Origin of the sequence: Thermosediminibacter litoriperuensis (assembly GCF_008124715.1) — a bacterium.
GTDB lineage: Bacteria > Bacillota > Thermosediminibacteria > Thermosediminibacterales > Thermosediminibacteraceae > Thermosediminibacter > Thermosediminibacter litoriperuensis.
The window spans coordinates 1-24812 of record NZ_VNHO01000008.1 but is presented as its reverse complement, the minus strand read 5'-3'; the positions used below and the strand labels follow the sequence as shown (position 1 = coordinate 24812).

At 48.0% G+C, this 24812-nt stretch carries 22 protein-coding genes and 1 pseudogene; 1 reads left to right on the top strand and 22 read right to left on the bottom strand.

Features of this window, described 5'->3' with window-relative positions:
- Positions 1-9: 9 nt before the first annotated feature.
- The 19 genes from acsB to LZ11_RS04485 all read right to left on the bottom strand — a co-directional run bounded on the left by acsB (position 10) and on the right by LZ11_RS04485 (position 21164).
- The gene (acsB, locus tag LZ11_RS04575) at positions 10-2133 is read right to left on the bottom strand and encodes an acetyl-CoA decarbonylase/synthase complex subunit alpha/beta (protein ID WP_148866726.1); all 2124 of its coding nucleotides are present in this window, start codon (positions 2131-2133) and stop codon (positions 10-12) included.
- Between the two features lie 28 nt (positions 2134-2161).
- Positions 2162-2947 (bottom strand): carbon monoxide dehydrogenase/acetyl-CoA synthase methytransferase subunit, encoded by a 786-nt coding sequence (gene acsE / locus LZ11_RS04570; protein WP_148866725.1) that lies wholly within the window; start codon positions 2945-2947, stop codon positions 2162-2164.
- A gap of 18 nt (positions 2948-2965) precedes the next feature.
- Positions 2966-4327, bottom strand: coding sequence for an acetyl-CoA decarbonylase/synthase complex subunit gamma (gene acsC / locus LZ11_RS04565; RefSeq protein WP_148866724.1), 1362 nt, complete (start codon positions 4325-4327; stop codon positions 2966-2968).
- A 20-nt stretch (positions 4328-4347) separates the two neighbouring features.
- Complete coding sequence (gene acsD, locus LZ11_RS04560) at positions 4348-5286, bottom strand: acetyl-CoA decarbonylase/synthase complex subunit delta (protein WP_148866723.1); 939 nt, start codon at positions 5284-5286, stop codon at positions 4348-4350.
- 24 nt (positions 5287-5310) lie between these two features.
- Positions 5311-6105 (bottom strand): ATP-binding protein, encoded by a 795-nt coding sequence (locus tag LZ11_RS04555; protein ID WP_148866722.1) that lies wholly within the window; start codon positions 6103-6105, stop codon positions 5311-5313.
- A 13-nt stretch (positions 6106-6118) separates the two neighbouring features.
- A complete protein-coding gene (gene lpdA, locus LZ11_RS04550; RefSeq protein ID WP_148866721.1) occupies positions 6119-7501 on the bottom strand; it encodes a dihydrolipoyl dehydrogenase in 1383 nt (460 codons plus the stop codon).
- Between the two features lie 45 nt (positions 7502-7546).
- Positions 7547-8419, bottom strand: coding sequence for a methylenetetrahydrofolate reductase (locus LZ11_RS04545; RefSeq protein WP_148866720.1), 873 nt, complete (start codon positions 8417-8419; stop codon positions 7547-7549).
- Between the two features lies 1 nt (position 8420).
- Positions 8421-9083 carry a methylenetetrahydrofolate reductase C-terminal domain-containing protein gene (locus LZ11_RS04540; RefSeq protein WP_148866719.1) on the bottom strand — a complete coding sequence of 221 codons (663 nt, stop codon included), beginning with the start codon at positions 9081-9083 and terminating at the stop codon, positions 8421-8423.
- Positions 9084-9085: 2 nt separating this feature from the next.
- Positions 9086-9946, bottom strand: coding sequence for a bifunctional 5,10-methylenetetrahydrofolate dehydrogenase/5,10-methenyltetrahydrofolate cyclohydrolase (locus tag LZ11_RS04535; RefSeq protein ID WP_148866718.1), 861 nt, complete (start codon positions 9944-9946; stop codon positions 9086-9088).
- A 93-nt stretch (positions 9947-10039) separates the two neighbouring features.
- Complete coding sequence (locus LZ11_RS04530) at positions 10040-10669, bottom strand: cyclodeaminase/cyclohydrolase family protein (protein ID WP_148866717.1); 630 nt, start codon at positions 10667-10669, stop codon at positions 10040-10042.
- A gap of 1 nt (position 10670) precedes the next feature.
- On the bottom strand, positions 10671-11492 hold the full coding sequence (locus LZ11_RS04525; RefSeq protein WP_148866716.1) for a DUF166 domain-containing protein: 822 nt from the start codon (positions 11490-11492) through the stop codon (positions 10671-10673).
- 52 nt (positions 11493-11544) lie between these two features.
- On the bottom strand, positions 11545-13224 hold the full coding sequence (locus tag LZ11_RS04520) for a formate--tetrahydrofolate ligase (RefSeq protein WP_148866715.1): 1680 nt from the start codon (positions 13222-13224) through the stop codon (positions 11545-11547).
- A 103-nt stretch (positions 13225-13327) separates the two neighbouring features.
- A complete protein-coding gene (locus tag LZ11_RS04515; RefSeq protein ID WP_148866714.1) occupies positions 13328-14104 on the bottom strand; it encodes an ATP-binding protein in 777 nt (258 codons plus the stop codon).
- A gap of 15 nt (positions 14105-14119) precedes the next feature.
- On the bottom strand, positions 14120-16006 hold the full coding sequence (cooS, locus tag LZ11_RS04510; RefSeq protein WP_148866713.1) for an anaerobic carbon-monoxide dehydrogenase catalytic subunit: 1887 nt from the start codon (positions 16004-16006) through the stop codon (positions 14120-14122).
- A gap of 12 nt (positions 16007-16018) precedes the next feature.
- Positions 16019-16435 (bottom strand): 4Fe-4S binding protein, encoded by a 417-nt coding sequence (locus LZ11_RS04505; RefSeq protein WP_148866712.1) that lies wholly within the window; start codon positions 16433-16435, stop codon positions 16019-16021.
- Between the two features lie 176 nt (positions 16436-16611).
- Positions 16612-17142: a folate family ECF transporter S component gene (locus LZ11_RS04500; protein WP_148866711.1), complete on the bottom strand. Its 531-nt coding sequence runs from the start codon at positions 17140-17142 to the stop codon at positions 16612-16614.
- Between the two features lie 22 nt (positions 17143-17164).
- Positions 17165-18073, bottom strand: a complete 909-nt coding sequence (locus tag LZ11_RS04495) for an amidohydrolase family protein (protein WP_148866710.1) — start codon at positions 18071-18073, stop codon at positions 17165-17167.
- 94 nt (positions 18074-18167) lie between these two features.
- Positions 18168-18992 carry a methyltetrahydrofolate cobalamin methyltransferase gene (locus LZ11_RS04490; RefSeq protein WP_148866709.1) on the bottom strand — a complete coding sequence of 275 codons (825 nt, stop codon included), beginning with the start codon at positions 18990-18992 and terminating at the stop codon, positions 18168-18170.
- Between the two features lie 411 nt (positions 18993-19403).
- Positions 19404-21164 carry an ASKHA domain-containing protein gene (locus LZ11_RS04485; RefSeq protein WP_148866708.1) on the bottom strand — a complete coding sequence of 587 codons (1761 nt, stop codon included), beginning with the start codon at positions 21162-21164 and terminating at the stop codon, positions 19404-19406.
- 148 nt (positions 21165-21312) lie between these two features.
- On the opposite strand from LZ11_RS04485, the pseudogene LZ11_RS13155 reads away from it, so the two are divergent.
- A pseudogene (locus LZ11_RS13155) lies at positions 21313-21711 on the top strand (transposase); the annotation flags it as partial.
- 8 nt (positions 21712-21719) lie between these two features.
- On the opposite strand, the gene LZ11_RS04475 reads toward LZ11_RS13155, so the two are convergent.
- The 3 genes from LZ11_RS04475 to LZ11_RS04465 all read right to left on the bottom strand — a co-directional run.
- Positions 21720-23030, bottom strand: coding sequence for an MFS transporter (locus tag LZ11_RS04475; RefSeq protein WP_148866707.1), 1311 nt, complete (start codon positions 23028-23030; stop codon positions 21720-21722).
- A gap of 76 nt (positions 23031-23106) precedes the next feature.
- Entirely contained in the window at positions 23107-24330 is a 1224-nt protein-coding gene (locus LZ11_RS04470; RefSeq protein ID WP_148866706.1) for a uroporphyrinogen decarboxylase family protein, read from the bottom strand.
- A gap of 5 nt (positions 24331-24335) precedes the next feature.
- Positions 24336-24812: cobalamin B12-binding domain-containing protein (locus LZ11_RS04465; RefSeq protein WP_148866705.1), on the bottom strand; the 477-nt coding region annotated here is incomplete at its 5' end.

The following is a 24812-nucleotide window of genomic DNA, read 5'->3' as shown; positions in this document are numbered from 1 at the left end:
CTCCCTATTTTACATGATTGGATCCATTGCTATAGCGGGATGACCTACTCTGTTAAGGAACTCTACCACAGAATCGGGGTCTGTCCCCACGGTTTCGTCAGCTATCTTATCGGCGAAATTTTCTATTCCGATTTCTCTGCCCCTTTGATTTAATTTATCTCTAAGGGCCTCTTTTAATTCCTTCGGCATCCAAACCAGCCTCTTGATTCCACCTTCGGCAAGGAGGAATTTCTTGCTCGTTATATACTGCCTGCCCAGACCCATAAAACCGGGAGTCTGGACGCCTCCTCCTGTGGTGGATGCCAGTTCTCCAAAGGTCATACCGAGAGGAGTCATGCCAGTATATTCCCTATTGACGATTATCACGCCGTTTGCTTCCGGCATTATGCCGCAGATGCACTCGAAGCAACCACAGGAGGTCATAGGATTATCCATAATTGAGTAGATGTTTACTTCCTTAGTCCCTCCGTGGGAAAGTTCTTGCACCGCCTTATTTATCGAATCCCAGGAACCCTTTACCTCATCCCTGCATTCGCCCTTTACTATCGGCTGGCAGGGGCCGGTGGGATTGATCTCCTTCGTCGCCTTTGCGTCAAGCCAGCTTACAGCTCCGCAGAGCCCCAGCCTTTCCGGCGTTACTATGCAGACGTGGGCGGGTGCGAAGGACTGGCACAGCAGGCAGGAGTAAAAGGTATCCACGCTTTCATCAGTAAGCCCGGCAAGTCTTGCGTCCCTAGCCTCATATTTCGGCTTTGCTATTTCCTCGGCGAGCTGCTCCACCTTTTGCCTGTCGGTGTAAATTTTTACCTGTATCTTATCAACTATGCTGCCAAACTCATCCAGCAACTTGGCGTAGAGCGCCTCTCCGATGTGGTGCAGCCTGAAGCCGGCTTCATAGGTAGACTTGCTGATCCTCAACCACATTATATCCCTCTGGCCTATATGCATTACACCTTCTATATAGTTGAGGAAGTAATGGATCCGGCGCTCTATAACGGGTTCGAAGTCTTCCTGCATATTTTTACCCGCTACTTCCACCAGAACGGCTAAAGGCAGTTTGCCGCCACCGGGCGCAAGGGTATCTATGTCGGGACCTATTACCTCTATCTTATGGTCCTCCACCTCCGCCATGTCTCTCATCCGTACCAGCTCCCACGCGGGAGTTCTCCCGCCGCCGAATTCGGCAAACATATCTTCCTTTCTTACCCTTTCGCCCTCAAAGGCAGCTGCAAATCCTACGGGTATCGGCACTTCTGTTATTTTTATCTTTATGCCCCTCGCCTCCAGGGAAGTGGGCACAATTTTATCGTAGTCCTTCTGGACGATTAGATAGTGAGGCACTTCCTGCACGTCCTGATCGGTAATTACCGGGAATCCGAGGGCTATGGCACCGGCACCGGCGGATACGACCAGCCCGCTTAAGCTCCCCAGGGCGTTTACAAAAGCCGGTACCCTTTCCTTTGTGTACTTGAGTAGCTCTTCCAGATTACCGGGAGGTACTGCGCCGAATATAAGTGCCGCCCTTATTGCAACCGTCACCACGTGGATAACAGAAGTTACATCATAGCCGAGAGGTATAACGCGGAGTTCAAGCCCCATCTTGACTTTGCCCTCTATGGCCTGGTCGATTATTTTCCCCACCAGGAAGACGAGAAGGCCTTTATTCTGGTAACCCTTGATAATTTTTGCCGCTTCTTCCGCCGACGGGGCTTCACCAAGCACCACTGCGACACCCGGTATATCACCGGTGACCAGTGGTACACCGAGGGAACGGATCACTGCGTCGGAAATGAACCCGGCGCATGGCTCGCTGTACGGTTTCTCTTCAACCGCATACTTGCAGGCTTCGATAATCTCTGCCGAAAGGGCGGTGGCAAGCCCGGCGTTTAAAGCCTTTTCCAGATTTTGCTCGGGTACGATAAGGCTCTCGACGATGGAAAGGGCATCCCGGAGTTCCCCCAGACTGCCAATCTTCTTTCCGGTAGCCGCATAGATGGTGGGAAGGCTGTAGGCGGTCTCGGGAAATGCTACCCTTGCGTCGCTTCCCTTTTTCTCGACCGCCGCTGCCACAGTGGCTTTCGCGGCTTCCAGCGCCTGCCTGGACCCTGTGAAAATAATGTCAAACAGCGTCATAATTACCCTCCTTTTTATCTTTCTAATCTCATAACTCAAGATAAGAATCGCAGTACAGGTTCCACCCCTTAATGACCTCGGACGTCTTTATTACATCCATAAGCAGCTTGTTGCAGGGGTTGATAATGGCGGAGGTTAAGCCGCACTGAATTGCCATTGAACAAAATACCGCCTCGATAAGACCCCTCAGGTTTCTGGGGCATCCGTTAGAGACATTGCTTAAGCCCCCGGTGGTCTTCAGACCCATTTCAGAAATCTGTCTTACGGCCTCGAGCACCTCCTGCTGTTTTTCCTGCATCCCCTTTACTACGACGAACAGGGGATCAAAGAGTATATCTTCCGGATTCAAGCCCACAGCCATTGCCCTGTCAAGGATCTCTGTACAGTAGGCTATGCGCTCATCATTGTCCCTGGGTATACCTTCCTTGGCACACAGCCCTATAACCATCGCCCCGTATTCGGCGGCCACTTCCAGCATACCTATCCTGGCGCCGGCGTCGGCGGAATTTATGATTGCCTTGCCCGGTTTTGGGTCGTAAACCTTAAGCCCCGCTTCGATAGCCTTTGTATTTGCAGTATCCAAGCACAAAGGCGTATCGGGAAATTCGCTTTGCAGGAGTTTCACCACCCAGGGCATGAGCTCTTCCCCGTCCCGTTCGGCAGGTCCGATGTTGACGTCCAGGTAATGAGCTCCGGCTTCAACCTGTTCCCTGGCTCTTTCAAGGATAGGGGCGGGGTCTCTCTCCTGGAGGGCTTTCCTAATAACCGGAGAAATAACATGAATTCTCTCGCCTATTGTCATAAATCTCGCCATACTGACACCTCCATCAAATTACGATACTTTTTTGCCTGTATAATCTCTGAGGAACTTGGGCAGCAGGGCTGCTTCCTCGGCACCTACCACGACCTTCCAGCTGGGCAGCTCATCTTCGATATCGGCTTTCAGCACTGCCACCTTCCCGGGTATTATGATCTCTCTGGTCTTCAGTTTTTCCTCTACGGCAAACTCCTTTACTGCTCTGGCTATGGTCTTACCGCTGAACTTGCCGGCGGCCCATGCGGTAAGCACCGAATATCCACCGGCGTCGGGAATGAGCATCCAGGCAGGAACTTTTGACCTTTCAACCTCGCCGGAGACTATAAAATATGTCAGGGCAAAATCAACGGTGACAAGGAGGGGTGAATTTTCATCGGCGGAACCTATCCGGTAAAGGCCCTGCTCGACCCTCATCGGCCTCTGCGGGTCGGTGTAAATGTTTTGTCTCAGGGCGAAAAGCGGTAAAGCCAGAGAATAGTCGATATCATCCAGCACGATCACCGATGCATATTTTTCTACAAAGAGCGTGGCTATCGCCAGCTGCATCATTTTTTCTTTTGCCAGCTTGTGGGCGAAAACCGCCGTGGGGTAACCGAAAGTTCTGTCCTGGGACACCAGAGCGGTCCTCCTTATATTGACCACGTCGTCAAATACCTGTTTGAGAGCGGTGCTCCCGGTACTCAGAAGCAGCTCTCGGTAACCCAGGTTCTGGATTTTCTGGACGAGATCGTAGAGCTTTTCCTGGTCGAGTGCAGTTACGCCAAGCAGCAGGTTGTATTGCTTTGCCAGGTTAACCATAGCCTCGTAATTCTGTTCGTCGGCACCGAAAAGAATCGGACCTGACTCCCTGCATTCCTCAACAGCTGCTCTGGCAATTTCCGGATCTGAAGTTATGATCATGGGTACAGCTTTCTTGCAGCCATCCTTTACCCGCTTTATCAAGGATAGGAATGTATCTTTATTTCCGCTCTTGCACTCCAATGCCGCAATTTCCACGTACATTTCTTCGCTAATCCTTATATAATCGACCTTATTCATGCGCTCTATTTTGCTTTGAATTTCCTCATTGCTCATGGTATCGGAAAAGGCGACGGCAAACCGGGGCCTGTTGACGAATGTTTTTTCGTGTCTGAAAAGGACCGTTTCTCCTCCCAATGTATAGCACCTATCACCGGCACCGAACCTGACTGTCCTCATTGGTGGGGCTGTTGCTTCGGAAAGCCGCGTTTTGGCATCTTCAGACATGTAGGGGCATTTTTCTGCTTCAACACCCCCCTGGGCCAGCTTCATTGCGAAAGCCAGGCAGGTGGGAAAGCCGCATTCCTTACAATTTTTCTTGGGCAAAAGTTTGTATATATCCATTCCGGTCAAAGCCATTTTTATCTCTCCTTCCCTATTTACTGGATCAAGCTGTTGATAAACTCCCTGACAACTTCCAGGGATCTGGGATGCCTTAATACAACAGCATTTGCCCCTGCTGCCAGAATTCCAACTGATGTAGAAATTTCCATAGCGATTCCTCTCTCTTCCTGGTCTCCCCATTCAGGCACATCTTCCACCGAAGCTGCGGATTCTTTCACCTTCCAGGTTTCAAAGGATACCGGCATAATTATGGGCAACTGGAGGGTGGCGTCGTTCTGGTCCAGGGCGGCGAGTCTTATCCTGTCCAGCGTGGTTATAACGTACTCGTAACCGTAGCCGACGGCCGAGCATCCGGGATTCATCAGCATTTTTTCCGGTTTCACGCCGAGCTGCATCAAAAGGATATTCAGCTGCTTTGCCAGGTTAAGATCTACCGACGATTCCGCTACCACTATGTTGCCGTATGCCAGCCCTACCGCCGCTCCGACTTCCTTGTAGTTCGACTCCACCGCCGAAAGAAAAGCGAAATTTTTATCTGCCAGCGCTTCTGCGACCTTCGTGAAAATCTTTCCGTTTTTCTCATTGGAATCGCATCCGGCTATTACCAAAGGAAGCGTTACGGCTTCGGCTACTTCTTTTGCAATTTGAGCGCATTCCTCCGGAGTCCTATCGCCCATATCCGGATTCGCCCCGACGAACCGCAGGCAGAGAAAATCAGGCTTGTATTTCTCCTCACAGAATTTCGCCCATTCAACCGGGTTTCTGACCCTATCGCCCAGCTCTTCCATAACGGTGGTTGGCCAGTTTTCGGGGTGCACGTCCCAGATCTCCATACCTATTACGGGCTTATGGCCCGTATCTCCGTCAAAGCTGTAGAACGGGAGTACCGACTCTCCTCCCAGTTTCAGGTTTTCTCCGAGGGTGATTTCTCTAATTTTTCCTGCAAGCTTCTGAACCGGTTTTTTATACGTCATATCCTTCGCCTCCGTTTTCGGCCTTTAACAGCCTTTTTTGTTATGCAACTCAATTCTGGACAATAGAATGTCATCAAGTATTTTCCGGTAAGCCATCAACGCTTTGTTTTCCCGGGGAACCTTCACGAGGGGTATCCCTCTGTTGTCGTAATCATAAATCTCTTCATCCAGGGGAACAGTGCCGGCAAGGGTAAGATTGTAACGTTTTACTGCATCCACAATTTCCGTGGTAAGTCCCCCCTCCGGGACCCGGTTTATTATCAGGAAAAGCTCGCCTACATCGAGTTTAAGTTCTTCTATGAGCCCCTTAATTCTGTATGCGGCATCAATACCCCTTTTGGAGCACTCGCTTACCGCAAACATTAGGTCGACTTTTCTGGTGGTGCGTCTGCTCAAATGCTCCAGGCCCGCCTCATTATCTATCACCATAAAAGCATAGGAGTCGGAAAGTTTATCGGTGGCTCCCCTTAAAACACCATTGGCGAAGCAGTAACATCCCTGGCCCTCCGGCCTTCCCATGACAAGCAGATCATAGCCTTTCGCCTCTACTATGGACTGTTGCAGCCGGAAATTCAGGTATTCGGCCCTGGTCATGCCTCCAGGGAAAACTCCATCTTGATTGTTCTTCACTTCTTCTCTTATCTCACCCAGCGTAAATTCTACTTCAACGCCGAGAACCGAGTTTAGATTGGAGTTCGGGTCGGCGTCCACCGCCAGTACCGTTCCTAATTCTTTTTCCACCAGGTAATCTACAGTAAAACCGGCCAGCGTCGTTTTGCCGGTGCCTCCTTTGCCGGCAAATGCTATGGTGTATGCCATATAATCATCTCCGTTACGCATTATGTATTGATTGGCCGTGCACATCGTGCAGCGCTTCCATAACCGCCTCGCTGAAAGTCGGATGAGAGTGGATTAACTTACTCAAATCCTTTACGGTAATACCGTACTTTATGGCCGGCACGATCTCGTGGACCAGGTCTGTGGCGTTCGGTCCCATTATAGAAGCACCAAGTATTTGGTCCGTATCTTCTTCGGCGATTATCTTGGCGAAACCTATAATTTTTCCGGCAGCCTGAGCTCTTCCCAATCCCCTGAAATAGAACCTGCCCGTCCTGATCCTGAATCCTGCATTTAGCGCCTCTTCTTCTGTCATTCCCACCGCCCCAACTTCGGGGTCTGTGAATATTCCTCTGGGTACCGCGCTGTAATCCATACGGCTTTCAATCCCCATTATGTTTTCTGCAGCACAAATACCTTCAAACGAAGCCACATGAGCTAACTGTAGTCCGGGTACGATATCCCCTATGGCATAAATCCCCTTTACGCTGGTCTCCATGCGATCGTCGACGATTATCCGGCCCTTATCCATCTTCACACCTACAGTCTCCAGGCCGATGCCATTAATTTCGGCCTTCCGGCCTGTCGCCACCAGCATTATTTCGGCTTCCAGTTCTTTACCACTGTCCAGCACAGCTTTAACGCCGTTTTCTTGAATTTCTACCTTTTCTATTCTGGATTTGAGGTGCAGCTTTATCTTCTTCCTCTTCAGCACCTTTTCCATCTCTTTGCCCACATCGGGATCTTCGGTGGGAAGAACCCGTTCCATCATTTCGACCATGGTTACCGCGCTTCCCATCGTACTGAAGAAGGTGCCAAATTCGCATCCGATAACGCCGGCGCCGACTATGATTATGCTTGAAGGCACGTAGCCTAAATTCAGTATTTCATCGCTGGTTAGCACCTTTTTCCCATCGAAAGGAAACACCGGTATTTTTGCCGGCGACGAACCGGTAGCGATTATAATATTATCAACCTCCAGTGTCTCGCAGCCGCCCTCCTCCAGATCAACTTTTACAGCTTTATTGTCTACCAGCGTCCCCTTGCCTTTCACAAGCCTGACGTTATTTGTTTCGAATAAAAATTCTATTCCTTTATTCAGTCTTTCGACGACTTTGTTTTTTCTGGCGATTATGAGCCCCATATCGGGTATTATTTCGCCTTCAATCTTGATCCCGTATTCTTCCGCCTCCCTCACGGCGGTGAGTACCTCCGCTGAGGCCAGAAGGGCTTTCGTGGGGATGCAACCCCTGTTCAGACAGGTTCCGCCCACCCTGTCCTTTTCTATGACCGTCACCTGAGCACCCAGCTTGGCAGCCGTCAGTGCAGCTACATATCCGCCGGGACCTGCCCCAATTACGACAATCCGTTTTGACACTTCCCTTCCTCCCCCAATACTGATTTCGTCTACCTACAGCGGTACCTAAAATCCACACATATCCAAAAGTATTGGTACGTTTTCTTCAGCACCTATTGCCATTATGTGGACCCCATCACAAAGCTTCTCTTCTTTCGCTTGCATTATGAATTCCGCTGCGATCCTCAGCCCTTCCTGTACCTTGTTTTCTGAATTCCTGAGCCTTTCTATGACACCCTCAGGCACGAATATGCCGGGCACGTTTTTGTTCATGTAATTGGCCATTCCCGGTGATTTTAATGGAATTACACCTACCAGCACCTTTGCATCGAGGTGGGCTGTTTTCTCCCGGAACCTTCTCAGCACTTCGATATCGTATACCGCCTGAGTTTGAAAGAATTTGGCCCCGGCTGCTATTTTCTTTTCCATTTTCAGCACCTGAAGTTCCAGCGGATTAAAAAGCGGTGTCACGCTGGCTCCAAGATAAAAGTCCGGGGCGCCGTCCAGGGGGTTGCCCGCCAGATCCTTTCCTTCCATGAGAAGGGTTGCAATCTGGAGGATATTGACCGAGTCCAATTCGAATACCGGCTTTGCCTGCCTGTTGTCTCCGAATACCGGATGGTCACCGGTGAGGGCCAGGATATTCTTAATCCCCAGCGCTCCTGCAGCCAAGAGTTCTCCCTGTATTGCTATCCGGTTCCTGTCCCGGCCGGTCAACTGCATTACCGGCTCGATTCCTTCTTCCAGCAGCATAATTGCAGCTCCCAATGAGGATATTCTCACCACGGCACTCTGGAAGTCCGTGACGTTAACCGCATCCACCCGGCCCTTTACTCCCCTGGCGCATTCTCTGAATCTGGACGTATTTACCCCTTTAGGTGGCGCCATCTCGGCGGTTAGCGCGAATCCGCCGCTCTCCAGCTTTTCCCTGAGTCCCATATTATCCCTCCTTCCTGCAGCCGACTACAATCTTCCTGGGATTATAAGCCCTGCTGTAATCCTTGGGAGCTTTTATCTCCTTAATATTTTCCAGCCGGCCCATCTTCTTCAGTCTCTCATATATGAGCACCCATGCGCACTCATTTTCCCTGTCTACTTCGCATTTCCCGTCCCTCGAGCCGCCGCAGGGCCCATTTAAAAGCCCTTTAGCACACCGCGTCACAGGACAAATGCCGGCTGTCCACCCCAGTTCGCACTCCCCGCAGGCCCTGCACATCTCGGAGAAATGACCTATGCGCTCAACTTCGCCTATAAATAAAGTGTCATTGGCGGGGTATACGGGAATATCTTCCAGAACTCCGGCCACGGTCTGAGCCCCATCTCCACACGCCATACAAAGGACGGCCTGGGCTTTCCCCAGTTCTTCCTTTTTCTTTTTCAGGGCCGATCTTACCTGAAGCCTGTTGCAGGATGCTTCAAGCACTACAAAGCCTGTAACTTCCTTGCCTTCTTTTTCAAGCCTTTCTTTCATTTCCATAATCTGTTGTTCTCCACCGGCCATGCAGGATGTGGCGCAAAGACTGCACCCGGTGATGAATACCTTATCTACATCTTTTATCATTTCTAGAATTTTTTCAAAGGGTTTGCCCTGCATGATAATCATTTCTAACCCTCCTGATCAATCAGCATCCGGCAGGCGCGGATGACATGTTTGGCCAGCACCGTCGACGTGACGGAACCCACTCCACCGGGGACCGGTGTTATTTTGCCGGCAAGTTCCTTTACAGCTTCAAAATCCACGTCACCGCACATCTTACCGTTTTCATCGAAATTGATTCCTACGTCTATCACCACCGCTCCGGAGCCCACCATATCCTTTTTTATCATTCGTGCTTTTCCAGCTGCAGCCACCAGGATCTCAGCTCTGGAAGTCTCTTTCGCCAGGTCAACGGTTCTGGTATGGCAAATGGTTACAGTGGCGTGCCGTTTCAACATCATCATGGACAGCGGCCTTCCCACTACCATACTGCGGCCGACGATTACCACCCTTTTCCCGGTGAGTTCTATGCCGTAATAATCCAGGATCTCCATGACGGCCGACGGTGTACACGGAGCAAAGCCTCCTTCCTCACCGCTCATAACTTTGGCCATATTCACCGGGTTGAAACAGTCCACATCCTTCAGCGGCGAAATCTCGTATTTTACCCTGTCTTCGGATATAGTTGCGGGAAGGGGCCTCATGACGAGAATACCATGTACGCTCCTGTCTTGATTGAGCTGGCGGATCCGGGATACAAATTCCTCTTCCGATGTATCCGCCGGCAGTTGAACCAACCGGCAGTCAATGCCTATTTCACTGCACCTTTTTTGTGCACCTTTTATATACGATAAAGAATCAGGCCTGTCTCCAACCAGAACTATTGCAAGGCCCGGAATTATACCATTGGACTTTAATTCATCCACTTCGTCTACAAGTTTTTGCTTCAAAGCTTCAGCAACTTCTTTACCGCTAACAATATCAGCCATCTGACACGCCCCCTATATGCATGCTTAATAATTTAAATAACAGCCGGTAATACCCCTCACCCGGCGGCTTCCATTTACCCCCTTTGATAATAGCTATTTTTTTAATATATTCTCAACTTTCTCATAAGTTTCACCGGCGATTGCTAAAGCTTCAGAGCAGATTCTTTCCATATAATCGGTTGTATTTTTTACAAATTCCTCATCGGTGATGCCGTTCAGGTTTATGAGCACATTCATCCGGCCGCTCAGCAGCGCGGCCTTCAGGCACAATACACCGACGCCGACGTCACTGACAGCCAGTCTTGTACCGATATCCGCCAGCCTCCTGTGGAGTTTTATAGCCTCATATGAAAGTTCTATGATTTTAAGCGGCACACCGCAAGCTTCCTTTAAGGCCTGCTGCATCGCCTCATTTCTCTTTTTCTTTTCCTCTTCGGTATCTTTCGGCATTTTGTATACACCGGCGACTTTGCCGAATACCCTAGCGTCTTCGTCAACAAGATCCAGCAGCCTAGCCTGCAGGCTTCCGGCGCTCTCCAGTATCCCGATTATCTCTGCTTCCACTTCTTTATACTTTTCTTTGCCAACTGTAAGATTTCCAACCATACTGCCCAGAGCCACACCTATGGCACCGACCAGAGCTGCCGCCCCTCCTCCTCCCGGCACCGGTTCCCTGGAGGCCAGTAATTTGACGAATTCGTAAATGTTCTTATCTATCAGCACGTTATACCCTCCCGCTCCCTTTTTCCACCGCTTTTTTCGCGACGGCTAGATTTATATGGGCCGCAATATGCATTATCGAATCGCCGAGGTCCGGATCTATCTTGCCGCTTGCGAGGCACACATAACAGTGCCAGAGTTTATTAGCCGTTTCTACAGCCTCTTCTTTTTTCATACCGATAAGGCCCGCCGCCACGTAATATGTGGCGCCGCAGGGTGCCGAATATCTGACCAAAACATCCTCAATGATCCCGTTTTTGTTCAATGTAATCTCATATTCGGGCTTTCCGAGGCCAAAAGTTTCGAGAAATTCATCAATGAAAGCAAAGCCGCTTTTCTGCAGGGCGCAGAAGGGGCGTGGGAAAACACATTCGATGCCCAAGCCGGCGCATAGCCCTCTGATCTTTCTTTCAAGAACCGAGTCAATCCAGCTCGGATCTTCCCTGGGGGCGATCAGCGCCCGGCATCCGTTGCCCGCGGCTTTTTCAATGAGCTCGATCATTATATCCGGGTGGACCCCCGCTGCTATAAGAATATTGTGTTCCGGGATTTCCGAAGGTATAAACTCCTCCGGTTCATCTACGATTTGCGGCAAAATTCCGGGAGTAAGAATAATTCCTGCTATATACTTAGAATTGTCAAGGTTGAATCTTTTTCTGTACTCCAAACATTTTTTATCCGGTACACCCTTGCCCCTTTTATAGTCGGTCAGATGTGGTAGTAATCTACGGTGTACGTACTCACCGCTGTATCTTACCTGAAAGGGTCCGGGGGCGGCAGGTTCATCGGCCCCCGAAGCTATTAATATTTTAAATTTTTCCTTCATCTGCCACCGCCCCCATCGTCAGCCCCTTTATGGTCCGGTGCTTTCTAATTCCTTAGAACAGCCCGCTTATCTTCCCGTTTGCATCCACATCAATGTTTTCTGCAGCCGGCCTTTTCGGCAATCCCGGCATTGTCATTATTTCCCCGGTTAGGGCCACGACAAACCCTGCCCCCGCGGAAATACGCACATTTCTTACTGTTATCTTAAATCCAGTGGGTCTTCCCAACAAAGCCGGATTGTCACTCAGGGAGTACTGCGTCTTTGCTATGCAAACCGGCAAATTTGTGAAACCGAGTTTTTCTATCGTCTCTATCTCCTTCTTAGCGGCGGTGGTGAAGTCGACACCATCCGCCCCGTAAATTTCTCTGGCTATGATCTCGATCTTCTCTGCAATGCCCTTTTCCAGCGGGTAAAGGGGTTTGTAATTGTTCTTGCCTTCGTCTATAAGGCGGAGCACTTCTCGGGCCAGATCTATTCCACCCTCGCCTCCTTTTGCCCATACTTCGGAAATAACCGCTTTTACCCCCATAGCCATGCATTCATTTTTAACCAGGTCCAGTTCTGCCGGAGTATCAGAGGGGAAACGGTTAATGGCAACCACAGCCGGCAGGCCGAATTTAACTGTTACGTTTTCCACATGCTTCAGCAGGTTCGGTAAGCCTTTCCGGAGGGCTTCCAGATTTTCTTCATTCAGCTTTTCCCTAGGTACGCCTCCGTTGTACTTCAGCGCCCTGACCGTGGCTACGATTACCACCGCATCGGGTTTTATCCCCGCAACCCTGCACTTTATATCCAGGAACTTCTCGGCACCCAGGTCAGCACCGAACCCTGCCTCGGTTACCACATAATCCGCCAGCTTCATCGCCATTTTCGTTGCTATGAGGCTGTTACAGCCGTGGGCGATATTGGCAAAAGGACCTCCGTGGACGAAAGCAGGAGTCCCTTCAAGGGTCTGGACCAGGTTGGGTTTAAAGGCGTCTTTTAACAGGGCGGTCATGGCACCGTGGGCTTTCAGGTCACCGGCGGTTACCGGTTTACCGTCATATGTATATGCGACCACTATTCTGGAAAGTCGATTCCTAAGGTCTTCCAGGTCGGTAGCCAGACAGAAAACCGCCATGACCTCGGAAGCCACCGTTATATCGAAGCCGTCTTCCCTCGGAACCCCGTTAGCCTTCCCCCCCAGGCCGTCCACTACAAACCGCAGCTGCCTGTCGTTCATATCCATACAGCGCTTCCATACAACGCGCCGCGGATCAATACCCAGTTCATTCCCCTGGTATATGTGGTTATCCACCATTGCCGCCAGCAGGTTGTTTGCTGCACCTATTGCATGCAGGTCTCCGGTAAAATGCAGGTTTATATCTTCCATCGGCACTACCTGTGCGTAACCGCCTCCGGCCGCTCCGCCTTTTACCCCGAAAACCGGCCCCAGTGAAGGTTCCCGGAGGGCGATGACGGCGTTTTTACCAAGTCTCCTGAGGGCATCGCCGAGTCCGACGGTGGTGGTGGTCTTACCTTCGCCCGCAGGTGTGGGGTTTATGGCCGTAGTTAGTATCAGCTTCCCGTCTTTTTTATTTTCCAACCGCCTTAATATGTTGTAATCAACCTTAGCCTTGTACCGCCCGTAGTATTCGATATCTTCTTCGGAAAGACCGATTTTAATGGCGATATCTTTTATGTGCTCAAGTTTAGCCTCCTGGGCTATTTCAATATCGCTTTTGAAAGTCATAACTATACCCATCCTTTCTTAAAATAATTTAGACTCTCCGTTTAAGTTCAATAAAACACTCCCCTCAGGCATAATTTGTCAGCATGAGAGGATAAAAGCTGGTTTAACCGAAATGTTTGTCAATCTTGTTTTTAATAGCGGCGACAGCCTGCCTGATTTTTTCGCCGGCGAAAAGGGGAGAAAGGCCGTCACGTTCGGCTTCCGCGATTCGCGGATCGTAATTTATGATCCCTAGGAGTTTTTCCACTTCCACGTTGCTTTTTATGAACTTCTCATCCTCGCGGTCTTTAACCTTATTTCCCACTACCAGCACCTGGTTTATACCGATATCCGCGGCCAGCTTTCGTATAGAGTGATACGTGTTAATGCTCTTCAAGCCAGGCTCGACCACAACTATGAAAACGTCTACCGCATCCGCCGTTGCCCTTCCCAGATGTTCGATGCCCGCTTCCATGTCCACTATCAGAACATCTTTATTTTCAAGAAGCAAGTGCCGCATTATGGCCCGCAAAAAGGCGTGTTCCGGGCAGGCACAGCCCGAGCCGCCCTTTTTTATACCACCCATCACCAGGAGTCTAACGCCCCCGTGCTCGACGCAAAATCTTTCAGGTACGTCTTCAACTTTTGGATTCAGCGTAAACATCTGGCCCATAAGACCAGGCTGGGCTCCGGTCCTTTCCGCTATAAGTTCTCTCATCTCCGAAAGAGGCATAATCTTATCCAGTTTATCCCGCGGAAATTCCAGCGCTATTGCCAGATTGGCGTCGGGGTCCGCGTCTACGGCCAGAACCCTGTAGCCTTCCTCTGCATACAATTTTGCAAGGACTCCGGCAAGGGTGGTCTTGCCGACACCGCCCTTGCCGGTCACAGCTATCTTCATACCTCTTACCCTCACTTATATTCCCAGCCGTTTGCGCCTGTTTTCCACGTGAGCCGCGATTTTTGCTGCAGCTTCGACCGGATCATTCTCTATTTCAAACCTGCCCCCCAGAACGCTCTCCAGGCCTTTTGTCAGGTAGCCTGTTACATTTTCAGACCCGGTGACCGCGGGAGGTACACCCAGTATCACGTATACACCGGACGCTACAGCATAGAGCCCTATAGACTGAGCCTTCTCCGACATCCATTCTGGAGCCGCCGCAGCTACCGGCAGATCACTGATATCCACCCCCATGTACTTCGCAACTTCAGATAACAGTACCAGGATACGACTTATATCCACACAGGACCCCATGTGGAGCACGGGAGGTATGTCAAGTAATTCGCATACGGTGGCAAGGCCTTTACCACAATATTTTCGGGCATCCTTATCCATTAACCCCGCCTTAATGCAGGCATGGGCGCCGCACCCCGTCGTCACAACAATTATGTCCCGCTTAAGAAGCTCCTTTGCAAGAGTGACGTGGCACGTGTTGTGAGGTTGCCTGTGGTTATTGCAGCCCACTATCGCGGCTGCACCCCTGAGCACACCCGATTTTATGGCATCCACGAGAGGTTTTACGGTCCCGGAAGGATGGGCAAAGGAATTCGTAACCCGGTCGAGGGCTTTAATTATCGCCTCAAAGCTGTACCCTATTCTCCCCTCGCTTTTATCATCGGGAATAAAAACTTCCACCTTCCTGTTTTTGAAATTCATCACCGCATCCTTCACGATTCTCCTAGCGATCTCCAAACTCTTTTGTTCGTTGAATTCTATATGTATTGCCCCTGGGATCTTTGCCTTAGGAGAGGTAGTAATCAACTTGGTGTGGTAGCATTTAGCAACTGTGGCGAGGGAAGGCATTATGCACTGCACATCAACTATCATAGCCTCAACGGCACCGGTCACGATCGCCAGTTCCTGCTGGAAGAAATCGCCTGCCATCGGGATTCCCTGCCTCATGGCTATCTCGTTGCCCGTGCAGCACATACCCACTACGTTTATACCCTCCGCCCCCTGTTTTCTCGCAAGTTCCAGGAGTTCCGGGTCTCTGGACGCCAGTACGATTGCCTCGGACAGTGTGGGATCGTGGCCGTGTACCACTATGTTTACACATTCCTTCTTTAGAACGCCCAGGTTGGCCTCCACTTTCTTCGGCATGGGAGTACCGAAGAGCACATCGCTCAACTCTGTGCCGATCATGGAGCCTCCCCATCCGTCACTCAGAGCGGCCCTTATAGCTTGCCTGATTATATTCCTATAGTCGGCATCACATCCCATATGAGTAGAGTGCAGAACCTCTACTATTTCTCTGTCTATAGCCCCGGGAGCCACCCCTAGTTCATCCCACAATTTTATTCTCTTTTCAGGAGCCCTCTGCAAAAATTGAAGTTTTCCGAATACTTTACCGAACTCTCCCAGAGCCCTTTCGGCCATTTCTCTGGCGATCTGCACAGTATCTTTGCCTTCTACCGTTATCCCCCACTCACCGGCTATTTTAAACAGCTTTTCTTCATTCCTTATTCGGGTTTTATCCCCGGCGTGATAAAGTGCCAGGGCAATATCCCTTCCATGGTCGGAATGGGCCGCGGCACCGGCGGCAACCGCTCTAGCAAAGTTTCTCGAAGTAATGGTGTCTTCGGTAGCTCCGCATATACCCGCTTTAGGGCCATCCTCAGAAATCTTTACGATCCTGCATGGACCCATGGAACAATTGGTGCAACATAACCCCATTTCTCCAAAGCCGCACTGGGGCTGCATGGCAAGAGCGCGGTCCCATATGGTGTCTATTCGTTCACTCTTGGCCTTTTCGTATAATTTTTTTGTTGCTGCATCACATGTGTTGCATGCACAGTTTTCCACGATTATACCCCCCTAGACAGCTTTTACCTCGAGCGCCCTTGTAGGGCATGCTTTTGCACAAAAAGGTTCATCCATTTCTATACAGCGGTCGCAAACGGTGGGGTAATCGCTCAAGACGATGGCGCCGAAGGGACACGCCTCCTGACACAGGCCGCACATAGTGCATAAGAGGGTATTTACCTTGATGATCCCGCTTTTGCTCCTGTTCAAGGCACCGACAGGGCAGACTTCAATACACCTGGGACTGCTGCAAAGGGTACACTGCTCTGCTCTGAGCTTACCGTTTTTGACCTTTATTCTAATCCGGGGAACCTTTTTTTCTTTTATGGCACCCAGCAAGCTTCTGGTCTTTGAATGGGCAGCGGCACAGGCAAGTTCACATGTCTTACAACCCAGGCATTTATCCTTCTCGAAAAGGATCTTAACCATCTTATTTCTCCTCTCGTACAAGTTTGTTAATGTTTTCACAACTCTACGTATTTATAATACTATTTTGTTAAATTATTGTCAATATATGTTGAAATTGAAAAATACCCCTAAGTTGAAATTTATGGATTCTTTTTCGCCTCGGGGCTGAAGACCAAAGTTATCAACCATTATTCTACTTAATTTTTTGAAAGCGCTGGCTTAAGGTTGACCCTTTTTAAAAGCAGCCTGGTGAATATTGTATATATAGGTATATTAAAAGCCTGTACCAGACAAGCCGTGGACATTTTGTAGACCAGCGGAACACCGAACAGTTTATAAAGGAAATATGGGACGAGCAGAACCGATGTTATTATCTGCCCCACTGCAATAGCTAAAAACAGCTGCCAAAGAGCGGGTTGTTCATTTTTAAAAATTCGCATCACAAGCCCTGGTATTATACCGGTTAAGGCTGCTGTCACCGTAAAATGAGGCATATAAGGCCCCATGGGATTTATCCAGTAACCCAGCAAATCTCCCAACGCACCCACAACACCCCCCGCAGCCGGACCCAGTGCAATGCCCGCCAGTATAACCGGAAATCCTCCAAATCCGATCCTTATAGCCTCCACCGTTCCAGAAGCTATCCTTATACTGGCAACTCTGGTGAGTACTATGTTGAGCACGACGAACATAGCAAGATACGTAATTTTCCTCGTCCCTATCTTCATAAATATATATCCTCCTCCGATATTAACCCTGGTTTTCTAACAATTTGAGTTCGAGGTGCTTTATACCCAGAGCTTTTATTCCATTTACAAAGGCTATCTTAAATATTTGATTTTCAGAAATTCCACACTTTTTTATATGTTTAACTTCATCGAAGAAGCCCTGAGAGTGATACACACCGAATGAGCCCGAATCACTTCCGATAGCGATTTTTACTCCTAAATCAATCGCTTTTTTGACAGCTGCTAAATGTTCATTAAAAATCCTTTTAATAATCTGTATCTGATTGCGATATCGATATCTGAAATCTTTATTTTCAATAATGTTACCCAAAGGCGACAGAGTTGGTACCCATATTACATCTCTTTCAGCCATCATATGCAGCTCTTCATCGGTAATGAAATACCCGTGCTCTATCGTATCGGCTCCAGCTTCGATAGCCATTTTAACTGCCGCGGATGAGTTTGCATGGACCATTATAGGCAATTCCTTTTCCTTTGCCCGTTGAATCATATAATACAATTCTTCATAAGAAAATGAAATTCCGCCGAATTGTCCGTACGAGTTAAAATCCACAATCCCGGTTAATATAACCTTAAGATGGTCGGGTTTAGATTTCAAAAGTTCAGCGAACATGCTTTTAAAATCTTTAATATCGGTGACGGGCCTACCTAAAAAGCCTCCATACCTTCCTTTTTTGTAAATCGCCCATCCCGGTGTTTTATAAATGATACCCATTCGCCCCGCTATTTCCCTGGCGGCTAAAGATGCCCCAAGATTGTCACCGCCATCGCGAAGTATCAGGATGTTTTTACTTTTGTATAAATCCAATATTTCCATGATTGGCTTATAGTTGCCTTCCGCTAAAATCCTGCGCCAATCTTTTGAATTCATGCCGTTCAAAGAAATATGTACGTGAGAATCTACGAACATTATATCATCCCGCATTTTACGGTGAAGGCGGCCATCAAGAACGGTACTAGTTTTTACCATGATAATCCTTTCCTACCGCAGCTTTACCTCTCCTCTAATTTGCATCACCGGGCAGCGTCTTTATAGGACCAATTAAACCCTTTCGATACGCATTAGCAAATCTTCTGCAATGTTTGTCCCGGCCCGCTATAACTTCAGCCGCCAGCAGCGTTGTCATCATTTCTCTATTGCATGGATCCATAATGGCCGAATCCATTCCAGCAAAGACCGCTACAGTTAAGAAAGTTTGATTGATCGCTTTTCTCAAGGGCATTCCGAAAGAAACATTGCTCAGTCCTGAAGTGACCTTGACGTTGGGAAAAATTTTTTTTATACTGACCAATGTTTCCACAAACTTATGCACCGATTGGTTATCCGTTGCTATGGCTATGACCAGTGGATCAATATGTATACGTTCGGGACTAATATCATATTTTTGTGCCTTTTCAACAAGTATTTTTGCTATATCTATCCTCGTTTGAACATCTGAAGGAATTCCTCTATTATCACAAGTAAGCCCGATGACCTGCCATTCGGTACCTTTTATTAGGGGGTATATAATTTCGCATTTATTCCTTTCTTCAGATACCGAATTTATTATTCCGGGTTTGCGCGCATATTTAAATACCTGCTCTATGGTTCTGGGATTTGGACTGTCAATACATAAAGGTTTGTCAACCGCATCCTGGACAATTTCCATCAGCCATTTTAAAGTCTCTTCCTCTTCCTCCGGGGAAGTCCCCGCACACACATCGATGAAATCGGCACCTGCTTCTGCCTGTTTTACCGCAAGTTCGCGAATAAAGGCTTCATCTCTTTCTTCTATAGCCTTTTTGACGCGCGGAATTGTTCCGTTGATCTTTTCTCCTATTATAATCATTTTATCCTCCCCTTTTTATATTATATTTTGATAATTCATCATTTCCAGAACGGCACACTCCGGACATCTTACATGTTTCAGCCAGAAGGTTTAGCCAAAACCTTCAACAGAACCCCGATATATTCTCCCTTATCACGGAAAATATCTTGTCTATACATGTATATCGTTCCCTCCGTTATTAAGTTAACACATTTTTTAATATTTGTCAATGTTGATCATTTTTCTTTTTTTCTGAAGTTATAATATAAATTGATGCTTTTTGGTACAAAAAATATTCCTTCCAATAGAAGGTACAAGGTGCTTCTTTATAGAAGTATTTTAAGGTACATTTCTATTGGAAGGAATATCAATGGACAACCAAAAGATCGTTTAGCTCTATGGTTTGGTTTTATTTTTGTGGTCTTTTAACCTTTAAAACCCTAAATTCTTAGCAAATACGCTGCTAAATTCCGGCTCTGTACTGAGTTCGATGTAATGTATCTTTTTGGAAATCATTACTGCCCGTTCATACTCCTTTTCCGAAAGCAGGGCCAGCTTTGCTCCGCCACCCGCTGCGTTTCCAATTGCTTTTATTTTACCCTCAAGTTCTCGAGGAATTAATCCCACCTCGCAGGCACTTTCGGGCTTCAAATAGTTCCCAAAAGCCCCCGCGAGAAATACCTCACTTATATCCTCAACTTTAGCATTAAAAGTTTTTAAGAGGATCTCTATTCCGGCGGCAATGGCGCCTTTTGCCAGCTGAAGTTCCCTGATATCTTTTTGGTTAATATATACCGGCTGTCCCGTTGCAGTGTTTTCTTCAAGAATAAATGCCCGAATACCGTTGATGTCGACAATCCTGTCCCTGTACTTTTGGCCCAACTCACTTGTAACCCCTTCGGGTTTTAAAATTCGACCGTTTTTGTCCACAATCCCTGCCTTCAAAAGTTCCGCCACCACATCCAAAAGTCCCGAACCGCATATACCGCTGGGTAATGTTTCACCAATTACGGTATATTCTAATTCTTCATCGATACGGATGTGGTCGATGGCGCCCGGAGCTCCCCTCATTCCGCAGGATATATGGGCACCTTCAAAGGCGGGTCCCGCGGCGGTGGAACAGGCAAAGAGCCTTCCTTTGGTGCCCAGCACCATTTCTCCATTAGTCCCGATATCGATTAAAAGCTTTAATTCATCGGACTTATCCATCTCGGCAGCCAGAGCCGCCGCTACCGTATCCGCCCCCACAAAACCGGCTATATTGGGAAGTATAAAGACTTTTCCCGCCGGATTTATCCTTATACCGATATCGCCGGCATCGACAATCACCCGTTCCGTTACCACCGGCACGTATGGGGCCCGGGCCAAATATTTCGGCTGGATTTTCAATAAAAGATGGTGCATCGTAGTATTTCCGGCAATAGTAAGGGCATATACCTCCTCCGGTTTATAGCCGGTTTCTTTTACCGCCTTTTCTATTAAGTTGTTTATTTCTGCCACAACTTCTTTATGTAGTTTCTCCAACCCCTCTTTAGATTCGGAAGCAACCTTTATGCGCGAAATCACATCGGCACCGTATTTTGTCTGCGGATTCAAAGCTGATACTCGGATAAGTTCCCGCCCCGTTTTTAAATTTAGAAGATATCCTGCAATGGTGGTAGTTCCGATATCAAAGGCCATCCCCAATAATTTATCGCTGGTATCCCTGCTTTCAATGGCCACAATTTCATCGCCTGTAAGTACAAGGGTAACCTTGAAATCGCTCTCCCTTATCTTTTCCGGCAAATCCTGCAATATTTTAAGATTCGTCTTTATTCCAGTATTCCCGGCTACCCTTTTCCAGTCATCGCGATTATCCTCTAAGGAAGGTCGGGGCAATTCCAGATACACCTTTTTTATTAAAGGGTCCAGCACCACCTGTCGCTCCACACCTTCTGTCAGTATCTCGTGTTTCTGTTCCTTTTTGAGAATTTCAACAGCTAAATCCTCGGTTACTTTCAATTGGCAGGCAAGTACCTCTTCTTGACCGCTCTTTTTGAAGATCTTTACCTTGCACTTTTTGCATTTGCCCGCCCCACCGCACGGAAATTCAAATTTTATGCCGTTTTCCGTTAAAACTTTTATAAAAGTAGTGTTTTCCTCCACTGAGATTTCAATATTATCCGGAAGTATCGTAATTTTGTATTTGTTCATTGCAAACACCACCTAAAATATTAAAAAAAATGGAGCTAAGTCCGTATAATTGCGTAAAAAAGAAGTTTTAAAAAAGGGTTGAGCCACCCTCACCCCTCTGGTTAGAATAAAAGGTGACGAACTCAAAAACCTAACTGGAGGGATGAGAATGGCTCAATATAATATTACCATTGATTCTGTAATTTGCACCACCTCTTTTTATAAGAAGCTAGAGATGAGGGGATGACCAAACTTTTTGAATCAGTACTCAATCAAATACTGCAAGCCCAGGCAACCGAACAAAAAAAGCAGAACTTTATGAAAGAACCGTGGAAAGACAAGCCTACCGTAACAGCTACTATCCGAGAAATCTTATTACCAGAGTCGGCACCCTTATGTTCAGAGTTCAATTGAAGAAATCACCTCAGCTTTGCGGTACCGAGTTTTCTAAATCTACTATTTCTGAACTCGGTAAAAACGTCGACTCTATTGTACAGCCCGGATTTCAAGGCCCTATAGATAAAAACGTTTCACCTTTGTCATAGTGGATGCCATGGTCATGCCTGTTTTGCCTATCTAAGCCTTCGCCGAACTTTCCTGTTGTTGGGCAAGCCTCAATCCCAAAAGAGCAAAGGCCGTTCCGCACAAACGTATAACTATCGCCAACACCAACGCCCAGTAATACCCTCCGGTTACATCTTTAATATAAGCCCCCACATACGGCCCGAAAGCTATTCCTATACCCACCGAAAAGGCGTTTAATGTACTCATGATCTTTCCCAGATGCCTTCTACCAAACACATAGGGAACTATTGCGTAGTGAACCACCGGCTCGCCGCCAAAACCAAAATACAGCAAAAATCCAATTATAAATATAAGCATTACCGAATGATATCCGAGGTAAAAGGCGCTCATTAGTATTGCGGGGAAAAGGTAAACCATCCAGAGAGTCTTCCACGGCCCACCCAATTTATCGGAGATTACACCCCATCCAAATCTCCCCAGGAGTCCAGCCAGCGCGGATATCGTGAGAAATAGCGGTACGACTGAAGCTAGGATGTCCTCTCTGCTCATGGTTTGGGTTAATCCTTCAATGATTATTAAAGAGGCATTCTGCACAAAGAACATGTTGGAAAAGGCCGCGCAAATAAAACATACGTAAAGAAGCCAAAACCTTTTATCTTTAACCGCTTCCTGAAGGGTGTAATCTTTGGCTATATGAATAGACTTTGCGTTGAAAGACTTAGACTTAGGCTGCATTCCGGCAGGAACCCAGTCGTGAGGAGGTGTTTTCCAAAAAGGTATCCCTAATCCTACCAAAGCCACCAACGCAATTATTGCGAAAAGTAAGAAAACATTCCCCGAAAAACCGTAAGACCTTATCAAAGATGCTACTAAAGGTGAATATATGACCGTTCCGGAACCCGCGCCGGCGACGGCCAGACCCATAGCCGTTCCGGGCTTGTCGGGAAACCATTTCCCCACCGTAGCCGTATATGTGCCCGAGTAAAATCCGGCTCCCAAACCCACCAGGAAGCTTCCCAAATACCAAAGGTACATTGCCGTGGACCAATCCTTCATTGTGAGCATTTTAAATATCAGGCTGTGACCTGCCACAAAAGATGCCGCCGACATCATAAACGGTATTTTGGGGCCATATTTATCCAAAATGGTCCCGGTAATGGGTGGACCGATAATCATGACACCCATTCCGCTGAAAGTGGCGGCCAAAACTATTGATGCCGTGGTTTCCAGTCCGAAATGGGCCTGAATATGAGGGTAAAACATGGTCCAAAGTTGGGTTACGAAAGTGGCCGCACCTATTATAAAGGCGGAGATGGGATAAAACCATCTTTTTTCTTCACCGATACCTTTTTCCAGCCACATACTTACACCTCTAATTTGAAATTTTTTTAACGGGACACCGATGGAAAAAATCCACCGGTGTCCGGCTTTATAAAACTTAACCGTATTTTTCTACCGCTTCAATCAAAGCGGTGATATTTTCGAGCGGAGTCTCCTTAGGAGCAGTTCCAATATTCGTAGAAAGTATAAAGCCTCCGCCGGGTTTTACCTGCTCCAGCAGGTTCTTTACGTATTTTTCTATGGATGCCGGCGTACCTCCTACCAGTAGGCTGATGGGTATACCTCCCATGACGCAGGTGTGGCCCTGTAGGAGATTTTTTACCTTCACCACATCGGTCTTTTCAAAATACGCTATACCCCAGCCCTTGGGCAGCTCGAGGATAGTCTCCAGATGGGCGTCATGGCGGCCCTCAAAGAATACAAATACCTTCATACCTTCCTCTACAAGTCTCAATATGACCGCTTTCAGGGTGGGCCAGTAAAACTCCTTATAAAGCTTCGGCGATAAGTATTCATTCAAGTGCAGCGGAATGAATGCAATATTTATTCCTCTCTTTTTAAAGGCCAGGGCATAATTTACGATCGGTTCCACCAGAGCTTCAGCAGCCTTTTTGACTTTTTCGGGATATCTCCTGATATCCAAAAGTACATTTTCTATACCCCTTAAAAAGTCCCCGATAATATCCAGCGGTGCGTAAGCTCCTCCCAGCGGAATGGAGGGATACCCCAATTGAGCCGAAATTGCTCCAATTTCGCGGGCGGCGGCGGCAAACCTGCTGAATTCCATACCCAACTTCACCATTGTCGCCATGGTCTGGCGCGGAGTCCCCATATTGCGGCACGTTCTCGGTAACACCGTTTCCGCAACGAACTTCACGGGGTCTTCGATCAATTTGTCGTATTCATCGGCTTCCATAAAAGTGCCGCCGATAAACTGGGGAGATGCATCTTCGGCTATTTCCCTGCCGGGATACCGGTAGTATTTGTCTCCTAACACATCGTGCATCGGACCCGTTATAAACGTGGTGTTTGACGCTATATCGGGATATTCCGAAAACGCCACACTAAATACGCGCCCGTCCAAACCGGTAATTCCTGCCGTAGGCCAGTCGAAGGGAAAATCTTTTAAATACTTCTCTACTGCTTTTATAGCTTTTTCGTAGTCATAGCAATATTCATGCTGTGTTATGCCGTAATAGGCCGGAATCACATCTCCTCCAAACCCCCGAAGGGGAACTCTATCCGGTTCCTCCAAGTTAATAGCCGCCATTATTCGCGCTAGACGCTTTTCAGCAAGTTCCTTTGCAGTATTTACCGCCATCGCCATCACCCCTCAATCCCCATTAATTGTTTGCAAAGCCTTACTCCCTTCGCCGCATCGTCCGCCCAGGCATCCGCCCCGGCAAACTCTTTTACTCCTTCATCTACCCTGCCTCCGCCTATTATTATCTTTATATTGTCCCTTACCCCGGCTTCCTTTAGTGAATCCACGGTCTTCTTCATCGAGCTTACTCCCGCCGTGATGAGACACGACATGCCCACTATGTCCGGATTGTGTTCTTTCACCGCTTCTACAAATTTCTCCTCGGGAACATCTATGCCTATGTCCACCACTTCAAACCCCGATGCCTCCGCAAATACTTTGAATATGTCCTTGCCTATGTTGTGGACGTCCTCCTTTACCGTCCCCAACACTATCTTTCCAACCTTTTGCACATCCTGCTGTTTTATCTTGGGCAATGTGAATTCCATTATGCCTTTGAAAATTTCTCCGCCAAGGATAAGTTCAGAAAGGAAGTATTC